Annotated in this window: 18 protein-coding genes and 1 pseudogene; 9 read left to right on the top strand and 10 right to left on the bottom strand. The window is 68.9% G+C overall.

The genetic code is table 11. From position 1 onward, the window contains the following. Nucleotides 1-214: 214 nt before the first annotated feature. Complete coding sequence (locus A5706_RS16270; RefSeq protein ID WP_156767168.1) at nt 215-2782, top strand: bifunctional FO biosynthesis protein CofGH; 2568 nt, start codon at nt 215-217, stop codon at nt 2780-2782. 110 nt (nt 2783-2892) lie between these two features. Beyond that, on the top strand, nt 2893-3660 hold the full coding sequence (locus A5706_RS16265) for a maleylpyruvate isomerase N-terminal domain-containing protein (protein WP_068132418.1): 768 nt from the start codon (nt 2893-2895) through the stop codon (nt 3658-3660). Nucleotides 3661-3672: 12 nt separating this feature from the next. Here A5706_RS16265 and A5706_RS16260 read toward each other — a convergent pair whose 3' ends face one another. Next, entirely contained in the window at nt 3673-4008 is a 336-nt protein-coding gene (locus tag A5706_RS16260; RefSeq protein WP_068132390.1) for a hemophore-related protein, read from the bottom strand. A gap of 371 nt (nt 4009-4379) precedes the next feature. Between A5706_RS16260 and fdxA the strand changes: the two genes are divergently transcribed. From fdxA to A5706_RS16245, 3 genes are read left to right on the top strand one after another with little or no spacing between them, the layout of a single operon-like run. Then, nucleotides 4380-4706, top strand: a complete 327-nt coding sequence (gene fdxA / locus A5706_RS16255) for a ferredoxin (RefSeq protein WP_068132416.1) — start codon at nt 4380-4382, stop codon at nt 4704-4706. An 8-nt stretch (nt 4707-4714) separates the two neighbouring features. Further along, nucleotides 4715-5800 carry a succinyldiaminopimelate transaminase gene (dapC, locus tag A5706_RS16250; protein WP_068132387.1) on the top strand — a complete coding sequence of 362 codons (1086 nt, stop codon included), beginning with the start codon at nt 4715-4717 and terminating at the stop codon, nt 5798-5800. 37 nt (nt 5801-5837) lie between these two features. Then, complete coding sequence (locus A5706_RS16245) at nt 5838-8183, top strand: amino acid permease (protein ID WP_369831884.1); 2346 nt, start codon at nt 5838-5840, stop codon at nt 8181-8183. A 59-nt stretch (nt 8184-8242) separates the two neighbouring features. Here the strand turns inward: A5706_RS16245 and A5706_RS16240 are convergent, their stop codons facing one another. From A5706_RS16240 to A5706_RS16225, 4 genes are all read right to left on the bottom strand, one after another. After that, nucleotides 8243-8887 carry a GAP family protein gene (locus A5706_RS16240; protein WP_068132384.1) on the bottom strand — a complete coding sequence of 215 codons (645 nt, stop codon included), beginning with the start codon at nt 8885-8887 and terminating at the stop codon, nt 8243-8245. A gap of 29 nt (nt 8888-8916) precedes the next feature. After that, the gene (locus A5706_RS16235) at nt 8917-10044 is read right to left on the bottom strand and encodes a YeiH family protein (protein ID WP_068132383.1); all 1128 of its coding nucleotides are present in this window, start codon (nt 10042-10044) and stop codon (nt 8917-8919) included. A gap of 4 nt (nt 10045-10048) precedes the next feature. Continuing rightward, entirely contained in the window at nt 10049-10186 is a 138-nt protein-coding gene (locus tag A5706_RS33705) for a hypothetical protein (protein WP_197517859.1), read from the bottom strand. 117 nt (nt 10187-10303) lie between these two features. After that, nucleotides 10304-11107, bottom strand: a complete 804-nt coding sequence (locus tag A5706_RS16225; protein ID WP_068132380.1) for a Stf0 family sulfotransferase — start codon at nt 11105-11107, stop codon at nt 10304-10306. Nucleotides 11108-11278: 171 nt separating this feature from the next. On the opposite strand from A5706_RS16225, the gene A5706_RS16220 reads away from it, so the two are divergent. Together A5706_RS16220 and A5706_RS16215 are read left to right on the top strand one after the other, a co-directional pair. Further along, nucleotides 11279-11746: a hypothetical protein gene (locus A5706_RS16220; protein ID WP_156767166.1), complete on the top strand. Its 468-nt coding sequence runs from the start codon at nt 11279-11281 to the stop codon at nt 11744-11746. A gap of 131 nt (nt 11747-11877) precedes the next feature. Continuing rightward, nucleotides 11878-12192 carry a hypothetical protein gene (locus A5706_RS16215; RefSeq protein WP_156767165.1) on the top strand — a complete coding sequence of 105 codons (315 nt, stop codon included), beginning with the start codon at nt 11878-11880 and terminating at the stop codon, nt 12190-12192. Between the two features lie 82 nt (nt 12193-12274). Here A5706_RS16215 and A5706_RS16210 read toward each other — a convergent pair whose 3' ends face one another. The 3 genes from A5706_RS16210 to A5706_RS16200 form a co-directional block, all read right to left on the bottom strand. After that, the gene (locus A5706_RS16210; RefSeq protein ID WP_068132376.1) at nt 12275-12991 is read right to left on the bottom strand and encodes a maleylpyruvate isomerase N-terminal domain-containing protein; all 717 of its coding nucleotides are present in this window, start codon (nt 12989-12991) and stop codon (nt 12275-12277) included. Between the two features lie 58 nt (nt 12992-13049). After that, complete coding sequence (locus A5706_RS16205; protein ID WP_068132375.1) at nt 13050-14564, bottom strand: HNH endonuclease signature motif containing protein; 1515 nt, start codon at nt 14562-14564, stop codon at nt 13050-13052. A gap of 80 nt (nt 14565-14644) precedes the next feature. Beyond that, nucleotides 14645-16225, bottom strand: coding sequence for a CdaR family transcriptional regulator (locus tag A5706_RS16200; RefSeq protein WP_068132371.1), 1581 nt, complete (start codon nt 16223-16225; stop codon nt 14645-14647). Between the two features lie 84 nt (nt 16226-16309). Here A5706_RS16200 and pruA point away from each other — a divergent pair, with 84 nt between their 5' ends. Both pruA and A5706_RS16190 read left to right on the top strand, forming a co-directional pair. Continuing rightward, on the top strand, nt 16310-17941 hold the full coding sequence (gene pruA / locus A5706_RS16195) for an L-glutamate gamma-semialdehyde dehydrogenase (RefSeq protein ID WP_068132370.1): 1632 nt from the start codon (nt 16310-16312) through the stop codon (nt 17939-17941). Continuing rightward, complete coding sequence (locus A5706_RS16190) at nt 17941-18906, top strand: proline dehydrogenase family protein (RefSeq protein WP_068132368.1); 966 nt, start codon at nt 17941-17943, stop codon at nt 18904-18906. The genes pruA and A5706_RS16190 overlap by 1 nt, the downstream gene beginning before the upstream one ends. A gap of 80 nt (nt 18907-18986) precedes the next feature. On the opposite strand, the gene A5706_RS16185 is transcribed toward A5706_RS16190, so the two are convergent. Beyond that, a complete protein-coding gene (locus A5706_RS16185; RefSeq protein WP_369831885.1) occupies nt 18987-19847 on the bottom strand; it encodes a PecA family PE domain-processing aspartic protease in 861 nt (286 codons plus the stop codon). 75 nt (nt 19848-19922) lie between these two features. Next, nucleotides 19923-20066, bottom strand: a pseudogene (locus tag A5706_RS35280) (hypothetical protein); the annotation flags it as partial. Between the last annotated feature and the right edge of the window lie 99 nt (nt 20067-20165).

Genomic DNA, 20165 nt, shown 5'->3' with positions numbered 1-20165 from the left:
CGACGGATGCTATATCGGTCGCCGCTGGCAGGCAGGCAAGTTCGTCAAACACTTAACTAGGGCGCTCCGCGCGGGGGCCGCGACGCCGGGATGTCGACCGTAGGTCGGCGGGAGCCTGGCGCTACTGTTGCGGATATGGCACCGCTGCCCACAGCTGCACAGGTTGGGCCGGGCGGATGAAATTCGATCGTGGGGAAGTTACACCAACGTGCCACTGACACCGGAGCCTCCGGCGCCCAGCGCTCTGCCGAGTCCTGTCGTTCCGCCCAAGGCCAGCGCGTCGGCGTTGCGGCGCGTTTTGCGGCGGGCCCGGGATGGGGTCGCGCTCAACGTCGAGGAGGCGGCCGTCGCCATGACCGCGCGCGGCGAGGACCTCACCGATCTGTGCGCGAGCGCGGCGCGGGTGCGCGACGCGGGCCTCGAGTCGGCGGGGCGGCGCGGGCCGGGCGGGAGGCTGCCGATCAGCTATTCGCGCAAGGTGTTCGTCCCCGTCACCCACCTGTGCCGTGACAGCTGCCATTACTGCACGTTCGTCACCGTCCCGGGCAAGCTGCGCGCGCGGGGCGCCGGCATGTACCTGGAGCCCGACGAGATACTCGACCTCGCCCGTCGTGGGGCCGAACTCGGTTGCAAGGAAGCGCTATTCACCCTCGGCGACCGGCCCGAGGACCGGTGGCCGGAGGCGCGGGAGTGGCTCGCCCAACGCGGCTACGACTCGACGCTGTCCTACGTGCGGGCGATGGCGATCCGGGTCCTCGAGGAAACCGGGCTGCTCCCGCACCTGAACCCCGGCGTGATGAGCTGGTCGGAGTTGTCGCGGCTCAAGCCGGTGGCGCCGTCGATGGGCATGATGCTCGAGACGACGTCGCGGCGGCTCTTCGAGACGAAAGGGCTTGCGCACTACGGCAGCCCGGACAAGGACCCGGCTGTTCGGCTGCGCACCCTGACCGACGCCGGGCGGTTGTCCATTCCGTTCACCACCGGGCTGCTGGTCGGCATCGGCGAAACGCTGGCCGAACGCGCGGACACCCTGCATGCGATTCGCAAGTCGCACAAGGAGTTCGGGCACGTCCAGGAAGTGATCGTGCAGAATTTCCGGGCCAAGGAGCACACCGCGATGGCGGCGTTCCCGGACGCCGGGATCGAGGACTACCTGGCGACGGTGGCGGTCGCGCGGCTGGTACTCGGCCCGGGCATGCGCATTCAGGCGCCGCCCAACCTGGTCTCGCGCGACGAGTGCCTGGCCCTGATCCGCGCCGGCGTCGACGATTGGGGCGGCGTCTCGCCGTTGACGCCCGACCATGTCAACCCCGAACGTCCCTGGCCCGCTTTGGACGAGCTGGCCGCGGTCACCGCCGAGGGCGGGTACGACCTGGTGCAGCGCCTGACCGCGCAACCCAAGTATGTCCAGGCCGGCGCGGCGTGGATCGACCCGCGGGTGCGCGGACACGTTCTGGCGCTGGCGGACCCGGCGACCGGCCTGGCCCGCGACGTCAACCCGGTGGGCATGCCCTGGCAGGAGCCCGACGACGTGGAGTCCGCCGGCCGGGTGGACCTGAATGCTGCGATCGACACGGAAGGCCGCAACACCGCCGCCCGCAGCGACCTCGACAGCGCGTTCGGCGATTGGGAGTCGATCCGTGCGCACGTGCACGAGCTGGGCGTGCGCGCCCCCGAACGTCTGGACACGGACGTGCTCGCCGCGCTGCGCTCGGCCGAACGCGATCCGGCAGGGTGCACCGACGAGGAGTATCTGGCGCTGGCGACGGCCGAGGGCCCGGCGCTGGAAGCGGTTGCCGCGCTGGCGGATTCGCTGCGCCGCGACGCCGTCGGCGACGACGTGACCTTCGTGGTGAACCGCAACATCAACTTCACCAACATCTGCTACACGGGGTGCCGCTTCTGCGCGTTCGCCCAGCGCAAGGGCGACGCCGACGCGTATTCGCTGTCCACCGAGGAGGTGGCCGACCGTGCCTGGGAGGCGCACGTCGAGGGCGCCACCGAGGTGTGCATGCAGGGCGGGATCGACCCCGAACTGCCGGTGACCGGGTACGCCGAGCTGGTGCGCGCCGTCAAGGCCCGGGTGCCCTCGATGCACGTGCACGCCTTCTCGCCGATGGAGATCGCCAACGGTGTGACCAAGAGCGGGTTGAGCATTCGCGAGTGGCTGATCAGCCTGCGCGAGGCCGGGCTGGACACCATCCCCGGCACGGCAGCGGAGATCCTGGACGACGAGGTGCGCTGGGTGCTCACCAAGGGCAAGCTGCCCACCTCGTTGTGGATCGAGATCGTCAGCACGGCGCACGCGGTGGGCCTGCGGTCGTCGTCGACGATGATGTACGGCCACGTCGACACCCCGCGGCACTGGGTGGGCCACCTCAACGTGCTGCGGGACATCCAGGACCGCACCGGCGGTTTCACCGAGTTCGTCCCGTTGCCGTTCGTGCACCAGAACTCGCCGCTGTACCTGGCCGGCGCGGCGCGGCCGGGACCCAGCCACCGGGACAACCGGGCGGTGCACGCGCTGGCGCGAATCATGTTGCACGGCCGCATCTCTCACATCCAGACCAGCTGGGTCAAGCTCGGTGTCGAGCGCACGCGGGTGATGCTCAACGGCGGCGCCAACGACCTGGGCGGGACGCTGATGGAGGAGACCATCTCGCGGATGGCCGGGTCTGAACACGGGTCGTCGAAGACCGCGGCGGAGCTGGCCGCGATCGCCGAGGGCATCGGCCGCCCGGCGCGCCAGCGCACCACCACGTACGCCCCGCTGGCCGCGTAACTTCCCGCCGCCGAGGGCGCGCGTTTGTACGGCGACACGCCGGGAAGCGCGGCATTTTGCGCGCGCTCGCCGACGACTAGGTGTCGGTGGCCGCGGGTATACCGGACGCCGTGAAGCGACACATCGATCAAGGCCGGTTCCCGGAATGGCAGCCCTTCCTGGACGCGGTGCAGCGCCGCCGCCCCGAGTCGGGCACCTGGTGCGAAGCGTGGACGGTGCGCGACATCGTCATCCATCAGGCCGGAAACGCCGAGGAGCTCGCCCGGGTGCTGGAAGCCCACCTGGAGGGCGAACCCGTCGGCACGCGCGGCTTCGAGGAACGGGAGGCCCCCCTGCGCGCCATGAACGACGCGGGCCTCTGGGACGCGCTGCACGACCGGATGGCCACGCTGAACGAGGTCGCGGCCGCCGCCGAGAGCGTCCCCGCCGACACCGACGTCGCCTGGACCGGGCGCACCATGAAGGTGCCCTGGTTCGCCGAGCACATGCGGGAGGAACTCGTCCTGCACGGTTGGGACATCACCGGGGATGACGACAGCGGGTTCGCCGCCCGGCTCGCCGATCCCTGGATGACCACCCACAGCGTCGTCGCCGTGGGACGCCCACTGCTCGCCAAGGGCGCCAAGTCGCTGGAACCGGGCGAGCGAATCGAGGCGCGGTTGCGCGTCTTCGGTAGCGACGACGTGGTGGTCACCGCCGACGCCGAAAAGACCTCAATCGGAATGGCCGGGCCCGAAGGCCCGGCCACTCTCGAAACCGATTCCGCCGCAAGGGTTTTGCTGCTCTGGGGTCGCCGACCCGGAAACCCGTCACGGATTTGCAGCGACGCCGGCCCCGAACTGCTGGGCCAGGTGCGCCGACTGCTCAGCGGCTACTGACGCGCCAGTGGCTCAGTAGTTGTTGCAGCTCCCGGCCACCGACAACACGTCGTTGAAGTACGGCGCGGCCTGCGGCATGGCCTGGATCTGCTGGGCCATCTGCAACCGCTTCGGCGGCGGCGAGGCCAGGAACTGGCGCAGGTAGCTCGTCGCGACCGGCGACGCGGTGAGCTGCGCGGCAGCCGCCGGGTCGGTCGCGTTGAGCGCGGCCATCACCTGCCCGTAGTTGCAGGTGGTGTTGACGACCGGATCGAGAGGATCCGCGGATGCGATCCCCGAGCCGGCCGTCAACGCGAATGCCACGCCTCCAGCGGCGGCGGCAAGTTTGGTTAACGACAGCCTGACCATCTGTGGACACCTTCCCCATTCAATGCACCGTCTCTTGACGGCGACGACATCTGCCCAACGGTTGCCGTCTGCGGTTGAGGCTACCAGGCCCCGTGAGCATTCTTCTATCGCAACCGTTATCGAACAGGAACTTCTAATCGTAACTATGCGCAGGTCAGGGAGTTATATGCCGGTGTTCGCCCTCGGTGAAATGCCGCAGGGGCCGCCGCGCCCGGCCCGGCCCCGACACGTCAGCGAACCGGCGGGGTGCCGAGTGGTTGACGTGTATGTGCAACGTCTAGTATCAGTAACCGAATGCTTGCGCTGAAGCGGCCGGAGCGCCGCGGCGAGCCGGAACCGCAGCCCACACGCAGTACATGGAGGAGATGTCTGTGACGTACACGATCGCCGAACCCTGCGTCGACATCAAGGACAAGGCATGCATCGAGGAGTGCCCGGTCGACTGCATCTACGAGGGTGCCCGGATGCTGTACATCCACCCCGATGAGTGCGTCGACTGTGGGGCCTGTGAGCCGGTATGCCCCGTCGAAGCGATCTATTACGAAGACGACGTGCCGGAGCAGTGGAGCCAGTACACACAGATCAACGCCGACTTCTTTGCTGAGCTGGGGTCGCCGGGTGGCGCCGCGAAGGTCGGCCTGACCGAGAACGACCCGCAAGTCGTCAAGGACCTGCCGCCCCAGGGCGAAGGCGACTGAGCGGAACGGTGTCGGCGTCCCTGCCGGAGTTTCCCTGGGACACGCTGGCCGACGCGAAGGAGCGGGCCGCGGCGCATCCGGACGGAATCGTCGACCTGTCCGTCGGCACCCCGGTAGACCCGGTCGCGCCGCTGATCCGGGAGGCGCTGGCGGCGGCCAGCTCGGCCCCCGGGTACCCCGCCACGGCCGGCACGCCGCGACTGCGCGAATCGGCGGTCGCCGCGCTGGCCCGCCGTTTCGGAATCACCGGGCTGACCGAGGCGGCCGTGCTGCCGGTGATCGGCAGCAAGGAACTCATTGCCTGGCTGCCGACGCTGCTGGGCCTGGGCGGGGAGGCCCTGGTCGTGGTGCCGGAGCTGGCCTACCCCACGTACGAGGTGGGCGCGCGGCTGGCCGGGGCCCCGGTGCTGCGGGCCGACTCGCTGACCCAGGTGGGCCCGCAATCCCCGGCGCTGTTCTACCTGAACTCGCCGAGCAATCCGACCGGACGGGTGCTGGGCGTCGACCACCTGCGCAAGGTCGTCGGATGGGCGCGCGAGCGGGGGGTGATCGTCGCCTCCGACGAGTGCTACCTGGGTCTGGGCTGGGAGGCCGAACCGCTGTCGGTGCTGCATCCCTCGGTGTGCGACGGCGACCATACCGGGCTGCTCGCGGTCCACTCGCTGTCGAAGAGCTCGTCGCTGGCCGGTTATCGGGCCGGCCTGGTCGCGGGGGATCCGGCCCTCGTCGGCGAGCTGCTGGCCGTGCGCAAACACGCCGGGATGATCGTGCCGACGCCGGTGCAGGCCGCCATGGTGGCCGCGCTCGACGACGACGACCACGAGCGGGTCCAGCGCGAGCGCTACGAACGGCGGCGCGCCGCCCTGTTGCCCGCGCTGCGCTCGGCCGGTTTCGCCGTCGACCATTCCGAGGCCGGCCTCTATCTCTGGGCCACCCGCGGCGAGCCGTGCCGGGACAGCGTCTCGCGGCTCGCCTCCCTCGGCATCCTGGTGGCGCCCGGCGACTTCTACGGCCCGGGCGGCGCCCGCCACGTGCGGGTCGCGCTGACCGCCACCGACGAGCGCATCGCCGCGGCGGTCTCGCGGCTGACTTAGCCCGTCCGCCCGCCGCGCGGACCTGCCGGGCGGCAGAATGCAGGTCGTGACAACTTCGACGAGCAAGGTCCCGATCCCGACGTCGGTCGGGGACATCGCCAAGCGCGTGTTTCTCGGGAAGCCCCTGATCACCGAGAAGCTGACACACGAGAAGCTCTCTAACGGGGTTGCGCTCGGCGCGCTTGCACCCGACGCGATCTCGTCCACCGCCTACGGCAGCGAACAGATCCTGATCGAGCTGCTGCCGGCTGCGGGGCTGGCGGCATTCACGTTGTTGCTGCCCATCAATGGCGTGATTTTGGTGATCCTGGCTTTGGTGGCCGCGTCCTACCGCCAGGTTGTGATGGCCTACACCCGGGCGGGCGGCTCATACATCGTGGCTCGGGAGAACTTCGGACCCCGGGTGGCACAGGTCGCCGCCGCCGCGCTGTTGATCGACTACGTGGTCACCGTGGCGGTGCAGACGGCCGCGGGCACGGTGGCGGTGGTGTCGGCAATCCCGGTGCTCGGTCCCTACAGCCTGGCGATCACGGTGGGTGTGGTGATCGTCATGTGCTACGCGAACCTGCGTGGATTGAAGGAAGCGGGCCGGCCGTTCGCGGTTGCCACGTACTTCTTCGTCGCCATGATCGGTCTGACGATCGTGACCGGGGTTCTTCGCGAAATCTTCTGGGGATTACCGACTTACGACGCGCAGCACATCGCCGGGGCGGTGCCGGTTCGTCGAGGGGACGGCCTGGTGATGGGCGCGACGGTGCTGGTGTTGCTGCGCGCGTTTGCTAACGGCGGTTCGTCGCTGACGGGGGTCGAGGCGATCTCCAACACGGTCAACGTCTTCCGAAAGCCGCAGGGACGCAACGCCCGCCGGGTGCTCACCATCATGGCGTGCATACTCGGGTTCTTGCTGGCCGGCGTCGCCTACCTGACGTTTGTCACCCACGCGACGCCGTTCGAGGCCGGATATCCGTCGGTGCTGTCGCAGGTTGCCCGCGCGGTTTTCGGCAACGGCCCGATTGGCAACGTCCTGTTCATTCTCGTGCAGGCGTCGACCGCCGCCATCCTGTTCACCGGCGGTAATACCAGCTTCAACGGATTCCCCGCGCTGGCGAGCTTCGTCGCCGAAGACCGCTTCCTGCCGCGCCAGCTGATGAAACGCGGTCACCGCCTGGTGTTTTCGAACGGCATCATCACGCTGACGGGGCTTTCGGTGGTGCTGCTTCTGGCGACCGGCGGCTCGGTCACCGCGCTCGTCCCGTTCTATGCGATCGGCGTGTTCACCGGTTTCTCGATGGCCGGCTACGGGATGACCAAACACCATCTCACCCATCGAGAGCCGGGTTGGCGACGGCGCCTCGCGATCAACCTGTCCGCGGCGATCCTGTCGACCATCGTGGTGGGCATCTTCGCGGTGGCGAAGTTCACCGAGGGCGCCTGGCTGGTGGTCGTGGTCTTCCCCGTGCTGGTGTTCGCGCTGACGCGGCTGAACCGCGAATACCGCGCCGAGGCGGCCATCCTCGAGATGTTCCGCACCGACCGCCCCGAATTGGTGAAGTACGCCAGGCACAAGGTGTTCGTGTTCGTGAACTCCCTCGACCTCGCCGTCATCGAAGCGCTGCGCTACGGCAGAGGGCTGCGCGCCGACGAATTGATCGCGGTGCACTTCATGGTGGACGACGTCCACGCGAAGGCGTTGCGAAAGCGTTGGGACGACTTCGATCTCGACACCCCGCTGCGGGTGGTCGACTGCCCGGACCGCAGGGTCACCCGCGCCGCGCAGGTGCTGGTCGCCAAGGCGCGCGACGAACACCGGAACACCAACGTCACCGTGCTGCTGCCCCGCCGGACCTACGCTCCGTTCCTCGGGCGCCTGCTGCACGACCGCACCGCCGACAAGGTGGCCCGGGCGGTCAGCCTGATCCCGGACGCGGCGGCGACAATCGTTCCCTACGACGTCGAGTCCCGCATCAAGGAGGCGTACCCCGACGGGTTCGAGCAACGAATCTCCCGCGAGCTCGACAAGATCGAGGCGTGGGTCTCGAAGGACGAGGAGCAGGAGGTCGAAGCCTACGAACACCCCGATCGGTCGGCGTCGGTGATCACCGTCGGGGGCCTCATTCCCGGGCAGCGCGCCACCTTCGAGGGGCGGGTCAACGAAGTCGAGGACGTCAACGAACGCAGGCGCACCGTCCGGCGCGTCGTCGTCGGCGACAACAGCGGCGAGATCTGCGTGACATTCCGGCACGGGCGCGGCGGCGCCGACATCCAGCCCGGCCAACTGCTCCGGATCACCGGCAAGCCCCGGCAGAGCGGCACCCAACCGATGGCGATGGTCGACCCCGCCTATCACATCATCGAGGACCCCGCGAAGGCAGCCGGGTCGTGAAACGACCGGCGGCCGTGCTGGTTTCGGCATCGGGCCTCGCCGAGACGCACGCGTCGTCGTCAAATACCGGCCAGGCCGACCGCCAGCAGCACGCACCCGACCGCGGCCAGCAGGGCGGTCACCTCGATGCGGCGGCGCGACCGGATCCAGTTGTGCAGCGCCGCCATCGAGTCGCGCGTCGCTTGCGGCGCCAGCAGGTAGACCACCAGGGGAATCTCCACCAGGGCGAAGGCCACGGCGTTGAAGATCAGCAGCGCGCCGACCTGCGTGGCGGCCGCCGCACCCGACGCCAGGATGACGGCCAGCGCGGCGAGATAGTCGACCGACGGCAGCGCGATTCCGAGGCCGGCCGCGCCCGCCACCCACAGCGATCGCCCGGTCACCAGCCGCTGCGCGCGCGTCGCCACCGTTTCCGGAACGGCCACCCGGTTGCGGGTCAGGACCAGGGCGGCCGCGGCCAACAGCGCCAGCGCGCCGATGCAGATCTGCACCCTCGGCAGCGTGAGGTATGTCGACCACAGCAGCCTGCGCCGCAACACGAACAAGACGACCAGGCCCACGCTCATGCCCATCGCGAAACCACCGCACAGGAACGCCAGCAGCTGCAGGATCGGCCGTGGCCGGTTCAGCATCAGCACCGTCATGCCGATCCGGAAGGGTTCGAGGCTGACGGCGACGGCCATCACCAGGATGGTGATCCACATTGCGGGCCAGGTTACCGCCCGGGTATCCGCTAGGCCGTTACGCCCCAATGCAAGACGCGGGAGGTGAGCAGGACGATGCCGAGCGACACCGTCGCGACGACGGTGAGCCCGATGACCGCGACGACCAGCGGGCGCCACCCGGTGCGGGCGATCTGCCGGATGTCGGTGTTGAGCCCCACCCCGGCGAACGTGAGCAGGAACGCCCATTTCGATACGTTGGCCAGGTTGGCCGTTTGCCCCTTGGTCAGCCAGTGCGCGGTGGCGATCGCCGAGACGGCCAGGAAGCCCAGCACGAACTTCGGGAACTTCTTCCAGACGAACACGGCCTTGGCCTTGAAGCCGGGGGCGATCTCGTCGGCCTGCCCGCGCGCGGCCCAATAGAGCGCGAAGCCCAGGACGACGAACCCGATCAGCGCGTTACGGGTCGACTTGACCAGCACGGCGATCTTGCCGGCGTGGTCGGAGAACAGATAACCCGTGGCGGTGGTCTCGGCGGTGTTGTCCACCGCCAGCCCCGCCCAGATGCCGAATTCGCGATCGGTCAGGCCGATCGAATGGCCCAGCGGCGGCAGCACGAACAGCGCCACCGCGCCCAGCGCCAGGATCGCGGCGATCGCGTAGCCGACATCGGAGTTGCGAGCCCGGATCGCCCCCTTGGCGGCGATGATCGCTGACACCCCGCAGATCGAGGTGCCGATCGCCAGGAGGGAGCCGAGCTTTCCGGACAACCCGAATGCGCGGGCGGCGACGATGATGATGGTTCCCGCGACCGCCATGTCGACCAGAATCTGGATCAGGCTCAGCCCGCCCAGCTTGAGGATGTCGCCGAGCACGAAGCGGGCTCCCAGCACGACGATGCCGACCTTGAGCCAGAACTCGTAGGTCTGCACGCCGGGGCGAAATATCCGATGAAGGCCGATGGTGTTGGTGATCAGCAGGCCAATCACGATGGCCCACAACACGTATTCGATGTCGGGGACGTGCCAGTGGTGGTGTTTGGCCAGCGTGTTCCACCAGATCTGGGCGTACTTGCCCAGCAGGCCCACGCCGATCAGCAGCAGGATGCCCGGCACGTAGTCCAGCGGCCGCCTGCTGGTGAAGGCGGGCTCGTCGAGCGCGTCTTCGTATTCTGGGGATTTGACGTCGGTGGTGCTCATGCGATCACCATGGAATCTTCGGCAGCACGTTGGCCACCGCCAATGCCGTGATCCCGCCGGCGAGCAAGGTCGCCCACCAGTCCACCGACACCGAGCCGAGCCGCTCGCGCCAACCGAGCGGCTTCGAATCCTGTTTGCTCACGATGACATCGTTGTCCGGTCGGCGCCGGCGACCAAGCGATTGGCTCGCGCTGAGTTTAGGTCGACGGCCCGGTCGAAACCGTCGGCGGCGCAAGGGCTGTGCCCGCGTTTCTCACCGTCATGTCGGTAGCCCGTCTCGCTCGGCATCCGCGCGGTAGCGCTCCACCCACTCGTCGGAGCGTTGGTCGGCTTGGCGCTCGAGCACCGGCTGCGGCGCCAGTCGCGGGTCGAGGCCCAGTTCCTCGAGGATCGTTCCCACCACCTGAGTCAGGTTGCGCCACAACACCGGATACGGAACTTCGATGCGCTTGACGTCTTCCTCGACGAACCAGGTCCGCCAGCCCTCCTCCTGAGCACGCAACATGCGGACTACGTGCGCGATCGCCCCGGCGTGGTAGACGGCGCGCGCGTCGCGCGCCGGATCGGGCCTGCCCCGCCACACCCGCGTCTGCACCGCGCGCCAGAACGACACGGCTTGGGAGATCACGTCCGGTCGGTGCACGTGGATGAGCAGCGGTTCCTCGCCGACCACGTCGCGGATCGCCGCCCGCAGACCGTCGCCCGATCGATCTGGGAGGTCTTTGGCGCGGCTCAACAGCAGCGGTGTCTGGTTCCACATCAGCTTGCCGCCCCACACGCCGTTCGGGGTTCGCCCGACGGTGCGGATGTAGTCGCGCCAGACCTCGGCGGGCGCGAGGTCCGGCTTCCCCTCGTCGAGCGGATCGAGCAGGCTCAGGATCGACGCGTCGTCCACATCGGCGAACCACTCCCGCGGCTGCGGGGCCTGGCTCGTGGTTTGCAGGTATTGGAAGAACTCCTGCGGCTCGCCGGCGACGCCGGTCGCGCGCAGCGATTCGACCAGCAGCGTGCTGCCGCTGCGCTGGGAAGCCAGCACCAAATATGACGACGGCTTTTCTGTCACCAAAGAAGCCTATCCGGATCGAAACCCGCTGCAAGACATGGAATTGTCTTCATGGTGAAGATAACTATTGTGGCGCGGCGGCGGGTGCCGGGTGCGATGATTACCCGCGTGCAGAACTTGCCTTTCGGTTGGTCCTTGTCGTACTCGAACATCGCGAGAAAGAAGCACCGAATGAATACGATCTCGGCGGCGGTTGCGGTTGCCGCCCCGGTCCTATTGCTTTTCGGCGCGGCCAGCGCGCACGCCGACGACAATTACCAACAGTTCGCGTCCGCATCGGGAAACATTCGATGCATTCTCAACGGCGAGGACGCTCCGCTGCCGGTGGCCATGTGCCAGATCGGGGACCAGATCTATTCGGTCCCGCCGGGAGTGGGCCGGGACAAGAACGGGGGGCCGTGTCCGCCCGGATCGGATCTGGGTCGCGATTTTCGCCTCGACCAGGGCCAGGCTCCGTATGTCGCCTGCACGCACTCGGCGCTCGGTTCGGGGGCGGGGTCCTGGCCGGTGCTCGGCGTGGGTCAGTCGAGATCGCTCGGCCCGATGACGTGCAACAGCGAACCCGACGGGGTGACGTGCACCGACGCCGGGACCGGGCATTTTTTTCGGGTGTCCCGCGAGTCATACCAATTGGGCTGACGGAGTTATTCGACGCCTGTCTTTTTAAGGTAATAATTGTCGGTTGCGACAAATAGTTTACGAAATTCGGCGGGTTAATCGAGTTTGATTTCGGGGACGCTCGGGTAAAACTCGACATGTCCCCTCAGAAATTGCACACACGCCAGTACCATGGCACCGCCCGGAGCGCCACCCGGGCCATCACCACCGTCGCGGCCGTCGGCCTGGCCGCCTGGTTCGGCACCGGCATCGCAAACTCCGACACCAACCGCGAGCGGGAAGCGTGTGCGCTGATGGACGACCACGCCGACGCGATGATCCAGGGGTACTCCTCGTATGCGGGGCAATACGCCTTCGTGGTGCTGTCCACCGAAATGCCGCCGCTGGATGCGGCGCATACCCTGAAGGCCGCCACGATCGACGTCTGCCCCAACCATGCGGGCGATCTGCCGGTTGACTGGCAATAGGCCACCAGCCGAGCGAAAAGAGCGGCCGCGCAACGGGATCCGGTAGGGGCCCCGCTTCTACCTGATGGCTTATGAGCCCTAGTTAGAGGTTGGGCAGATCAGCGAGAAGCACCGCCAAACGCGGATCGGACACTTCAATCCTTCCGAAGAAAGCCAGGAGCAACTCGTCGGGTTCCGCGTCGATCGGCTTGTCATCGGCAGGCAGGGGTCCCGAGGATGCGACGAATTCGACAGTGTCGTCTTTCCCCAGACGCACCCGGTGTCGGGGAGAGGTTTTGCTTTCAACCAGCCGATTCATCGACTCGGCGGGGCCGCGAATTGCGATGGATGCTTGCGCGGCCGGGATCGCCCACTCGTTTTCGGTTGCCGCGGCGACGTCGTAGCCGTGCACGAGCAGCTCGCACAAGATCCACCGAGCACCGCCACCGGCGGAGATCGTCGATCCTCCGTGGAAGGGATACAGACGGTCGAAGTCGACTTTGGGGTAGACGTGGTCGATCACCGTACGAAGATTTGCCTCGAGCCGGTCGGCGATCTCGTTGATATCGCGGTCGGTGTACTCCGAGAGGCAGGTCGCATTCAGTTCGGCCACCCCCTCGTTTGTTGCGGCGCGTCTACGATCGCCAAGCAGCCTGCCGAGCACGGTTACAACGTGCGCCGCAGTCTCCATGGCCGTCCAGGCGAGCCCAGGCACCGGTCGCGCGGCGCGATCCGCATCGAGGCGCCGGACGATCGAGACGAACCGCTTCCCGCTGTCATCTAGCGCGGCGAGGATGTCGGCTTTGGTTGCCTCGTGCACCCGCAAATCGTACGGCGGCCCGGACGCCGTGGCGATGGCGGCTGTTCGCCGCGAGTTCCTAAAAGGGCGGTGGCTGATTGCGTTCCGCGACCCGATCGGCGTTGAGTGCGCGTTCGGCGTCGATACGGCGGGTGCGGTCTTGCTCGCGGGTGCGACGGCGGGTGGGCATCATGATGCCGCGGTCACCGGGCGGTGCGTACGCCGTTGGGGCAGCGGGTAATTCACCCGTCGGCAGACATAGCGCCGGAAACAGCAGCCGACTGCCCGGATAGGTTTTGTATGTGCGTCCGCTCGGCGAAGTCCACACCACGGTGCCGTCGGGCCACTGCTCGTCGCGCCAGCCGGGCCAGAACGTCTTGATCAGGTGATGTTTGCGGCACAGGCATTTGAGGTTGGACGGATGCGTGGGCCCTAGCGGGTAGGGGATGGTGTGGTCGATGTCGGCGAATTCGGCGGGCCGGTCGCAGCCCGGGAAGCGACAGGTCATGTCGCGGCAGCGGATGAACCGCTGTAGCTGCGCCGAGGGCCGGTAGTTCGGTTCGGGCAAGGCATCGGCGGGAAAGCGCACCGGCGTGACCTTGGCCCCGCCGCGGATCAGCTCGGCGACCATCGACGCGGTCAGCGTGCCGCCGCCGAGCAGATGCGCGGCCGGGGGCCGCGGCGTGGGCGGCAGGTCGGGTTCGGGATCGGGGGCCAGGGCCTCGGCCAGGGTCATCCCCGGGGTGATCGGCCGCGACGGGCGCTCGCCGGAGGTGTGCGGGTCGGGCTGGGCGTCCAGCGTGTCCTCGCGGGCGATGACGTGGACGACGACCGCGCCGGCGCGCGGGTCGGCCTCCCCGGCGGCGGGGCACTCGGCGGCACCGCAGGCGCAGGCGAGGTATTGACCCCCCGCGGCCAGGGCGCCCAGCGCGTCGGCGCGGCGCTGGTCGAGGGTTCGGGGATCGTCCCGGCAAACCTGCTGGGCCATGTGGGTCAGTTGGCGCTCCAACACGGCCGCGTCGGTGGCCAGCAGCGAACCCCACAGGGCTGCGGTGCCGGACTGGTCGTCTGCGGGGCTGATCGTGACGTGGCGCCCGCGGGCGCCGGCGCGGGCGCGGCGCAGGGCCCCGGGGTCGTGGCGATCCACGATGGCGTCGATGGCTTGCGCGGTCTTGCTCACCGACATCGGACCGAAGAGCTTGGCGTCGGCGGCCAGCGCCTCGTCGACCAACCGCAATGTGTCGGGGTCTTTGATCAGATCGGTGTGCCACACCATCGCCGAGGCCAGCCGCACGCTGATGGCGCCCTCGGCGAACACGGCCGCGACCTTGGGCAAGCGGTCGCGCAGGGCCACCGCCAGATACATCTGCCCCGATGCCAGCGCGTGGCTGATTCCCTGCGCCGCGGCCACTTCGGCGGCTATCGCATCCCAGTTGTCGCACGACCAGTGCGCGCGATCCGTCGGACCGTCGGCACGCCGGGACACCAGTTCGGCGATCGCCGCCAACCGGCGCGCCGCGGCGGCCGCCTCGGCCCGGGCGCCGTCGCTGATCGCGTCCACCACATCGGCGTCGGACGTCTGGCAATCGAACATAGTTTCGAATCTAGTGATTCCCACCCAGGTGAGCCACCAGCGAGAACCCCAATTGTGGACAAACTGCCAACTGTGGATAACTAGGCCGGGCGTTCGGTAACCCGCAACCCGAGCGAGAACAGCAGCCGCACTTCGGGGTCGGATAGCGAGGCGCCCAGCAGCTTCTCGATCCGCCGCACCCGGTAGCGGACGGTGTTGGGATGCACCCGCAACGTGGACGCGGCGGCGGCGACGTCGCCGAAACTGTCGAGGTAGGCCCGCAGCGTCTTGGCCAGCACCGGGTCCTGTTCCCGCAGGTCGCGGATCCGGGGATCGACCAGGCGCTTGTCGGCGCCGACCAGGGTGACGATCTCGTCGAGCAGGACGGTGGTCCGCGCCTCGGCCAGTGTGGTCACCTGTCCCAGAATCGGGTGTCGCTCGGCGCTGTCGAGCACGCGGTCCACCTCTGCGCGCGCCGCGGCGACCCCGGTCAGGGCGGCGACCGGCGCGGCGATGGCCGCCCGTAGCTCGACGCCGAGTTCGGTGCGCAGCGCGCCGATCGTGCCGCGCACCCACGAGGTGACCGACCGGGTGGGCGCGGTCTGCGGCAGCAGCACATAGATGCGCGAGCCGCGCGCGGCGACCTGAGCGTCGCGGCGAAAAGCGCTGGCGCTCAACGCCAGTACGTCGGCCAGCCGCGGATGCCGGGCCCGGGTATCCCAGCCGATGAGCGCGGCGGCCCCGTCGGCGGCGAGGCCGAGTTCGCGGGCGATGGCGGGCACGTCGGCGGGCTCGTCGTCGGTGAGGCCGAGGAGTTGCTGCACCCGTCGCGCATGGGTGGACGGCCGGGCGGCCAGCCGGGCCATGATCCGGGCGGCCAAAACCGCTGCCCCGCACAACATCTCGTCGGCGTCGTCGGCCAGCGGCTGCGAGCCCTGCTGCACCCAGATGGTGCCGGCGAACGTCGGCGGCCGACGCGCGCCGGCCGGTGGCTGATGGATCCCGATGGCCAGCCGCGGGCGCAGGCCCAACTCCGGGCGCTCGGCGACGCGCACCACCTCGCCGCTGGACCGCAGCGCATCGAAGATGCCCCACTGGCCGATCCACTCCAGATGCTCGGGCGGGCCGGCGCGCCCCAGGATGGACAGGCGGCGCAGCTCGTCGGCCTCGTCGCTGGAGGCCGAGTAGGCGAGCACGTGCGACTGGGCGTTTTCAATGGAGACCATGCCGTGGATGCGGTCGGCCAGCGACTGCGCCAAGCCGAACAGGTCGGTGCCCGAATCGTCGACGGGATCGCCGCGATCGCCGTGATGTTCCAGGACGTGGTTGACCAATTGGTAGAGCCGTTCCCAACGCGCCCGCGGTTCGACGGCTACCACCGCGGACCCGGCCGCGACCGCCGTCGCCACCACGGCGGGCGACGGCCCCTTGGCGAAGATGGCGACTGGTGCGCGCGCTTGTTGGTCGAGCCATCGCAGCGCCTCGTCGTCGCGGACCCCGAGCAGGAAGAAGACGTCGGCCGCGCCGGCCGCCGCGGCCAGGCCCAGCCGCACGTCGTCGGAATCGATGAGCGCCGCCGACCCCACCGGGAGGTCGAGGCCGCGGGGGGCGTCCACCAGGCTGACCAGCGTCGCGTCCAGCGCAAGAAGCAGCTGGCCCAGGCCGACCCGCGCCGTTTGCATGTTGTCCAATCTTACTAGCCGATGCGGCAGTTATTGTCCAATCGGCTAACAGGATCCTGGCCCGCGCGGGGGACCCTTAGCGGCATGGACGCGATCACCCAGGTGCCACTGCCCGCCAACGAGCCGGTCCACGACTACGCCCCGAAATCCCCGGAACGCGCGCGCCTGCGCGCCGAGCTCAGCGCGCTCGCCGACAACCCGATCGACCTGCCGCACGTCATCGCCGGCAACCACCGGATGGGCGACGGCGAGCGCATAGACGTGGTCCAGCCGCACCGGCACGCCGCGACGCTGGGCACCCTGACCAACGCCGGGCACGCCGACGCGACGGCCGCCATCGAGGCCGCGATGGGCGCCAAGGACGCCTGGGCGGCAATGCCCTTCGACGAGCGGGCCGCGGTGTTCCTGCGGGCCGCGGACCTGCTGGCCGGGCCCTGGCGGGAAAAGATCGCCGCCGCGACCATGCTCGGCCAGTCCAAGTCCGCCTACCAGGCCGAGATCGACTCGCCGTGCGAGCAGGTCGACTTCTGGCGGTTCAACGTGGCGTTCGCCCGGCACATCCTGGCGCAGCAGCCGATCAGCGGGCCCGGCGAGTGGAACCGCAGCGAGTACCGCCCGCTGGACGGCTTCGTCTACGCGATCACGCCGTTCAACTTCACCTCGATCGCCGGCAACCTGCCGACCGCGCCTGCGCTGATGGGCAACACCGTCGTCTGGAAGCCGTCCATCACCCAGACGCTGTCGGCGTATCTGACCATGCAACTGCTGGAGGCCGCGGGCCTGCCGCCCGGCGTGATCAACCTGGTCACCGGCGACGGGTTCGCGGTTTCCGATGTGGCGCTGGACGATCCGCGGCTGGCCGGCATCCACTTCACCGGGTCGACGGCCACCTTCCAACACCTGTGGCAGCGGGTGGGCGCGAACATCGGCCGCTACCGCAGCTATCCGCGGCTGGTCGGGGAGACCGGCGGCAAGGACTTCGTCGTCGCGCACGCCTCGGCGCGCCCGGATGTGTTGTGCACGGCGCTGATTCGCGGGGCCTTCGACTACCAGGGGCAGAAGTGCTCGGCGGCGTCGCGGGCGTTCGTCGCGCACTCGGTGTGGCAGCGCATGGGCGACGACTTCCTGGGCAAGACGGCCGCGCTGCGCTACGGCGACGTCACCGACCTGACCAATTACGGCGGCGCCCTGATCGACCGGCGCGCCTTCATCAAGAACGTCGACGCCATCGAGCGGGCGAAGGGGGCGCCCGGGATGACCATCGCGGTGGGCGGCGAATACGACGACGCCATAGGCTATTTCGTGCGGCCGACCGTGCTGCTGTCCGACGACCCGACCGACGAGTCCTTCGCGACCGAGTACTTCGGCCCGCTGCTATCGGTGCACGTCTATCCCGACGACCAGTACGAACGAATCCTCGACGTCATCGACACCGGTTCGCGGTACGCGCTCACCGGCGCGGTCATCGCCGACGACCGGGCCGCGGTGCTGACCGCGCAGGAGCGGCTGCGGTTCGCCGCCGGGAACTTCTATGTCAACGACAAGCCGACCGGGGCGGTGGTCGGGCGCCAGCCGTTCGGCGGCTCGCGCGGGTCGGGCACCAACGACAAGGCCGGATCGGTGTTGAACCTGTTGCGCTGGACGTCGGCCCGCACCATCAAGGAGACGTTCGTACCGGCCACCGACCACACCTATCCGCACATGGCGGCCGACTGATGGGCGGGCTGTTCGCCCGCACCGTGCGTCCGGCCATCATGGCGGCCCGGCGGCGCGAGGGGTTGCGCCGGGCCGCCGAGCGGTTGCCGATCACCCGCCGGGTGGTGCGCCGGTTCGTGCCGGGGGAGACGATCGAGTCTGCGCTCAATAGCGTTGCCGTGCTGCGTGATTCGGGCCGCTTGGTCAGTGTCGACTACCTCGGCGAGGACGTCACCGATGTCGACGACGCCGACGCGGCGACGCAGACCTACCTGGATTTGATCGAGGTTCTGGGGCCGTCCGGCGATTTGGGTGACGACGGCGGCCGGCCGCTGGAGGTGTCGCTGAAACTGTCGGCGCTGGGCCAGTCGATGGAGCGCGACGGCGAGAAGATTGCCCGGGAGAACGCCTGGTCCATCTGCTCGGCCGCGCAGCGGTCCGGCGTGTGGGTGACGGTGGACGCCGAGGACCACACCACCACCGATTCGACGCTGTCGATCGTGCGAGACCTGCGCGCGGACTTCCCTTGGCTCGGCACGGTTTTGCAGGCCTACCTGCGGCGCACGCTGGGCGACTGCGAGGAGTTCGCCGCGTCCGGCGCCCGGATCCGGTTGTGCAAGGGCGCCTACGACGAGCCCGCGTCGGTGGCCTATCGGGACGACACCGAGGTAGCCGAGTCATACCTGCGCTGCCTTCGGGTGCTGATGGCGGGGCCGGGCTATCCGATGGTCGCAACGCACGATCCGGCCGTCATTTCCGCGGTGCCCGCGATGGCGGCCGAATCCGGGCGCGGCGCCGGGGATTTCGAATACCAGATGCTGTACGGCATCCGCGACCGCGAGCAGCGACGGTTGGCCGACGCGGGCAACCGCGTGCGGGTGTACGTGCCGTTCGGCACCCAGTGGTACGGATACTTCATGCGGCGGCTCGCCGAGCGGCCGGCCAACCTGACGTTCTTCCTGCGGGCGTTGACGCACCGAGAGTGAACTCAGGGCTGAGATTTCGCCGAAATCCCGCCTAGCTGTACCACTCAACGTCCACGATGCACAGTCGATATCGATGGCGGTCAGTAGTCGAAGACCGTCGCTCCCACACCGCTGGGGTTGTTCGCGACGTAGATCGGCCCGAGCGAGAAGGGAACGTACCCGGTGTTGAAGATGCCGGGGAAGCCGCTGACCGTCGCTGATGAGATGACCTCGGGTGCGTTGGCGCTGCCGGTGACGGTGTACGAGTAGAGCTCCTCACCGCCGCTGGTGAAGACCGCGATGGTCGTTCCCGTCGGCAGGGTTTCGCCGTCCGGCGCGCCCGGCGCCAGCAGATTGTCCGGGATGGTTCCGTTCAAGTCACCGGAATCGATGTAAGCCCCCGAGGTGGTTTGCAGGGGTCCGCCATTGATCGATATCTGTAGGTCGTTCGTCGCCGTCACCGCCGGTGCCCCGGATATCGAATGGATGGCGGACAGCGGGTTGGCGCCGAACTGGAAGTAGCGCGCGGGCTCGTTGATGAGCACGCCGTCGCCGAGGACGCCCGGCAGCGACACGGTTGCTGGCGTGCCGCCGGCGTCGGGACCGATGCCCAGGGTGGGAGTCAGCGTGGAGATGTCCAGCGGGGTCGTCGTCATCGAGCCGTCCGCGTGGACGATTGTCCAGGTGGCGCGGTAGGCGACGTCGACACTGGTCTTGGCCACGATGCCGTTCCCGAGGTTCACCGTCGTGTCATACGAGTCGTAGTAATAGGTCGAGTAGGCGGAATTGCTGCCGTACGAGGCATTGCTGTGCCCGGTGGGCGCACCGAGGCCGGTCATGTTGACGTCCGTGCGTGGGACCAGAAGCGGGGCGGATCCGGTGTCGACGATGGCGCTCACGCTCGGCCCGCCGTTGATGGAGATCGTCATCATCGCGTCGGTGTCACTCATCGTCAGCGGCACGGTCGCCGGACCGCCGGCGGCGCCCGCGGTTCCGTCGGCGCCGAACAGGCCGCCGAGACCGCCCGGGCCGCCGGTGCCCAGGACCCCGCCGGGCCCGCCGGCACCGCCGTTGCCGGCCAACAACCCGGCGAGGCCACCGGCGCCGCCGGTGGCCAGCTCGCCGCCGGGTCCGCCGGGCCCGCCGTTGCCGAACAACAGCGCGTTGCCGCCGGTGCCGCCGACGCTAAGCGGGCCGCCGGTTCCGCCGGTCCCGCTGGACATCTCCACGCTGACTCCCACCCTGGGCATCGGTCCCGACGCCGGCGGCACGCCAGCAAC

Source organism: Mycobacterium sp. E796, from assembly GCF_001672815.1.
Taxonomy (GTDB): domain Bacteria; phylum Actinomycetota; class Actinomycetes; order Mycobacteriales; family Mycobacteriaceae; genus Mycobacterium.
This window is presented reverse-complemented; position numbering and strand designations above follow the sequence as displayed.

Bases quoted from the DNA above. Each gene is read 5' to 3' on its own strand.
- A5706_RS16190 (WP_068132368.1), top strand. From the start codon at position 17,941: ATGGGCGGGCTGTTCGCCCGCACCGTGCGTCCGGCCATCATGGCGGCC.
- pruA (WP_068132370.1), top strand. From the start codon at position 16,310: ATGGACGCGATCACCCAGGTGCCACTGCCCGCCAACGAGCCGGTCCAC.
- A5706_RS16235 (WP_068132383.1), bottom strand. From the start codon at position 10,044: ATGAGCACCACCGACGTCAAATCCCCAGAATACGAAGACGCGCTCGAC.
- A5706_RS16200 (WP_068132371.1), bottom strand. From the start codon at position 16,225: ATGCAAACGGCGCGGGTCGGCCTGGGCCAGCTGCTTCTTGCGCTGGAC.
- A5706_RS16260 (WP_068132390.1), bottom strand. From the start codon at position 4,008: ATGGTCAGGCTGTCGTTAACCAAACTTGCCGCCGCCGCTGGAGGCGTG.
- A5706_RS16245 (WP_369831884.1), top strand. From the start codon at position 5,838: ATGCAGGTCGTGACAACTTCGACGAGCAAGGTCCCGATCCCGACGTCG.
- A5706_RS16240 (WP_068132384.1), bottom strand. From the start codon at position 8,887: ATGTGGATCACCATCCTGGTGATGGCCGTCGCCGTCAGCCTCGAACCC.
- A5706_RS16220 (WP_156767166.1), top strand. From the start codon at position 11,279: ATGAATACGATCTCGGCGGCGGTTGCGGTTGCCGCCCCGGTCCTATTG.
- A5706_RS16205 (WP_068132375.1), bottom strand. From the start codon at position 14,564: ATGTTCGATTGCCAGACGTCCGACGCCGATGTGGTGGACGCGATCAGC.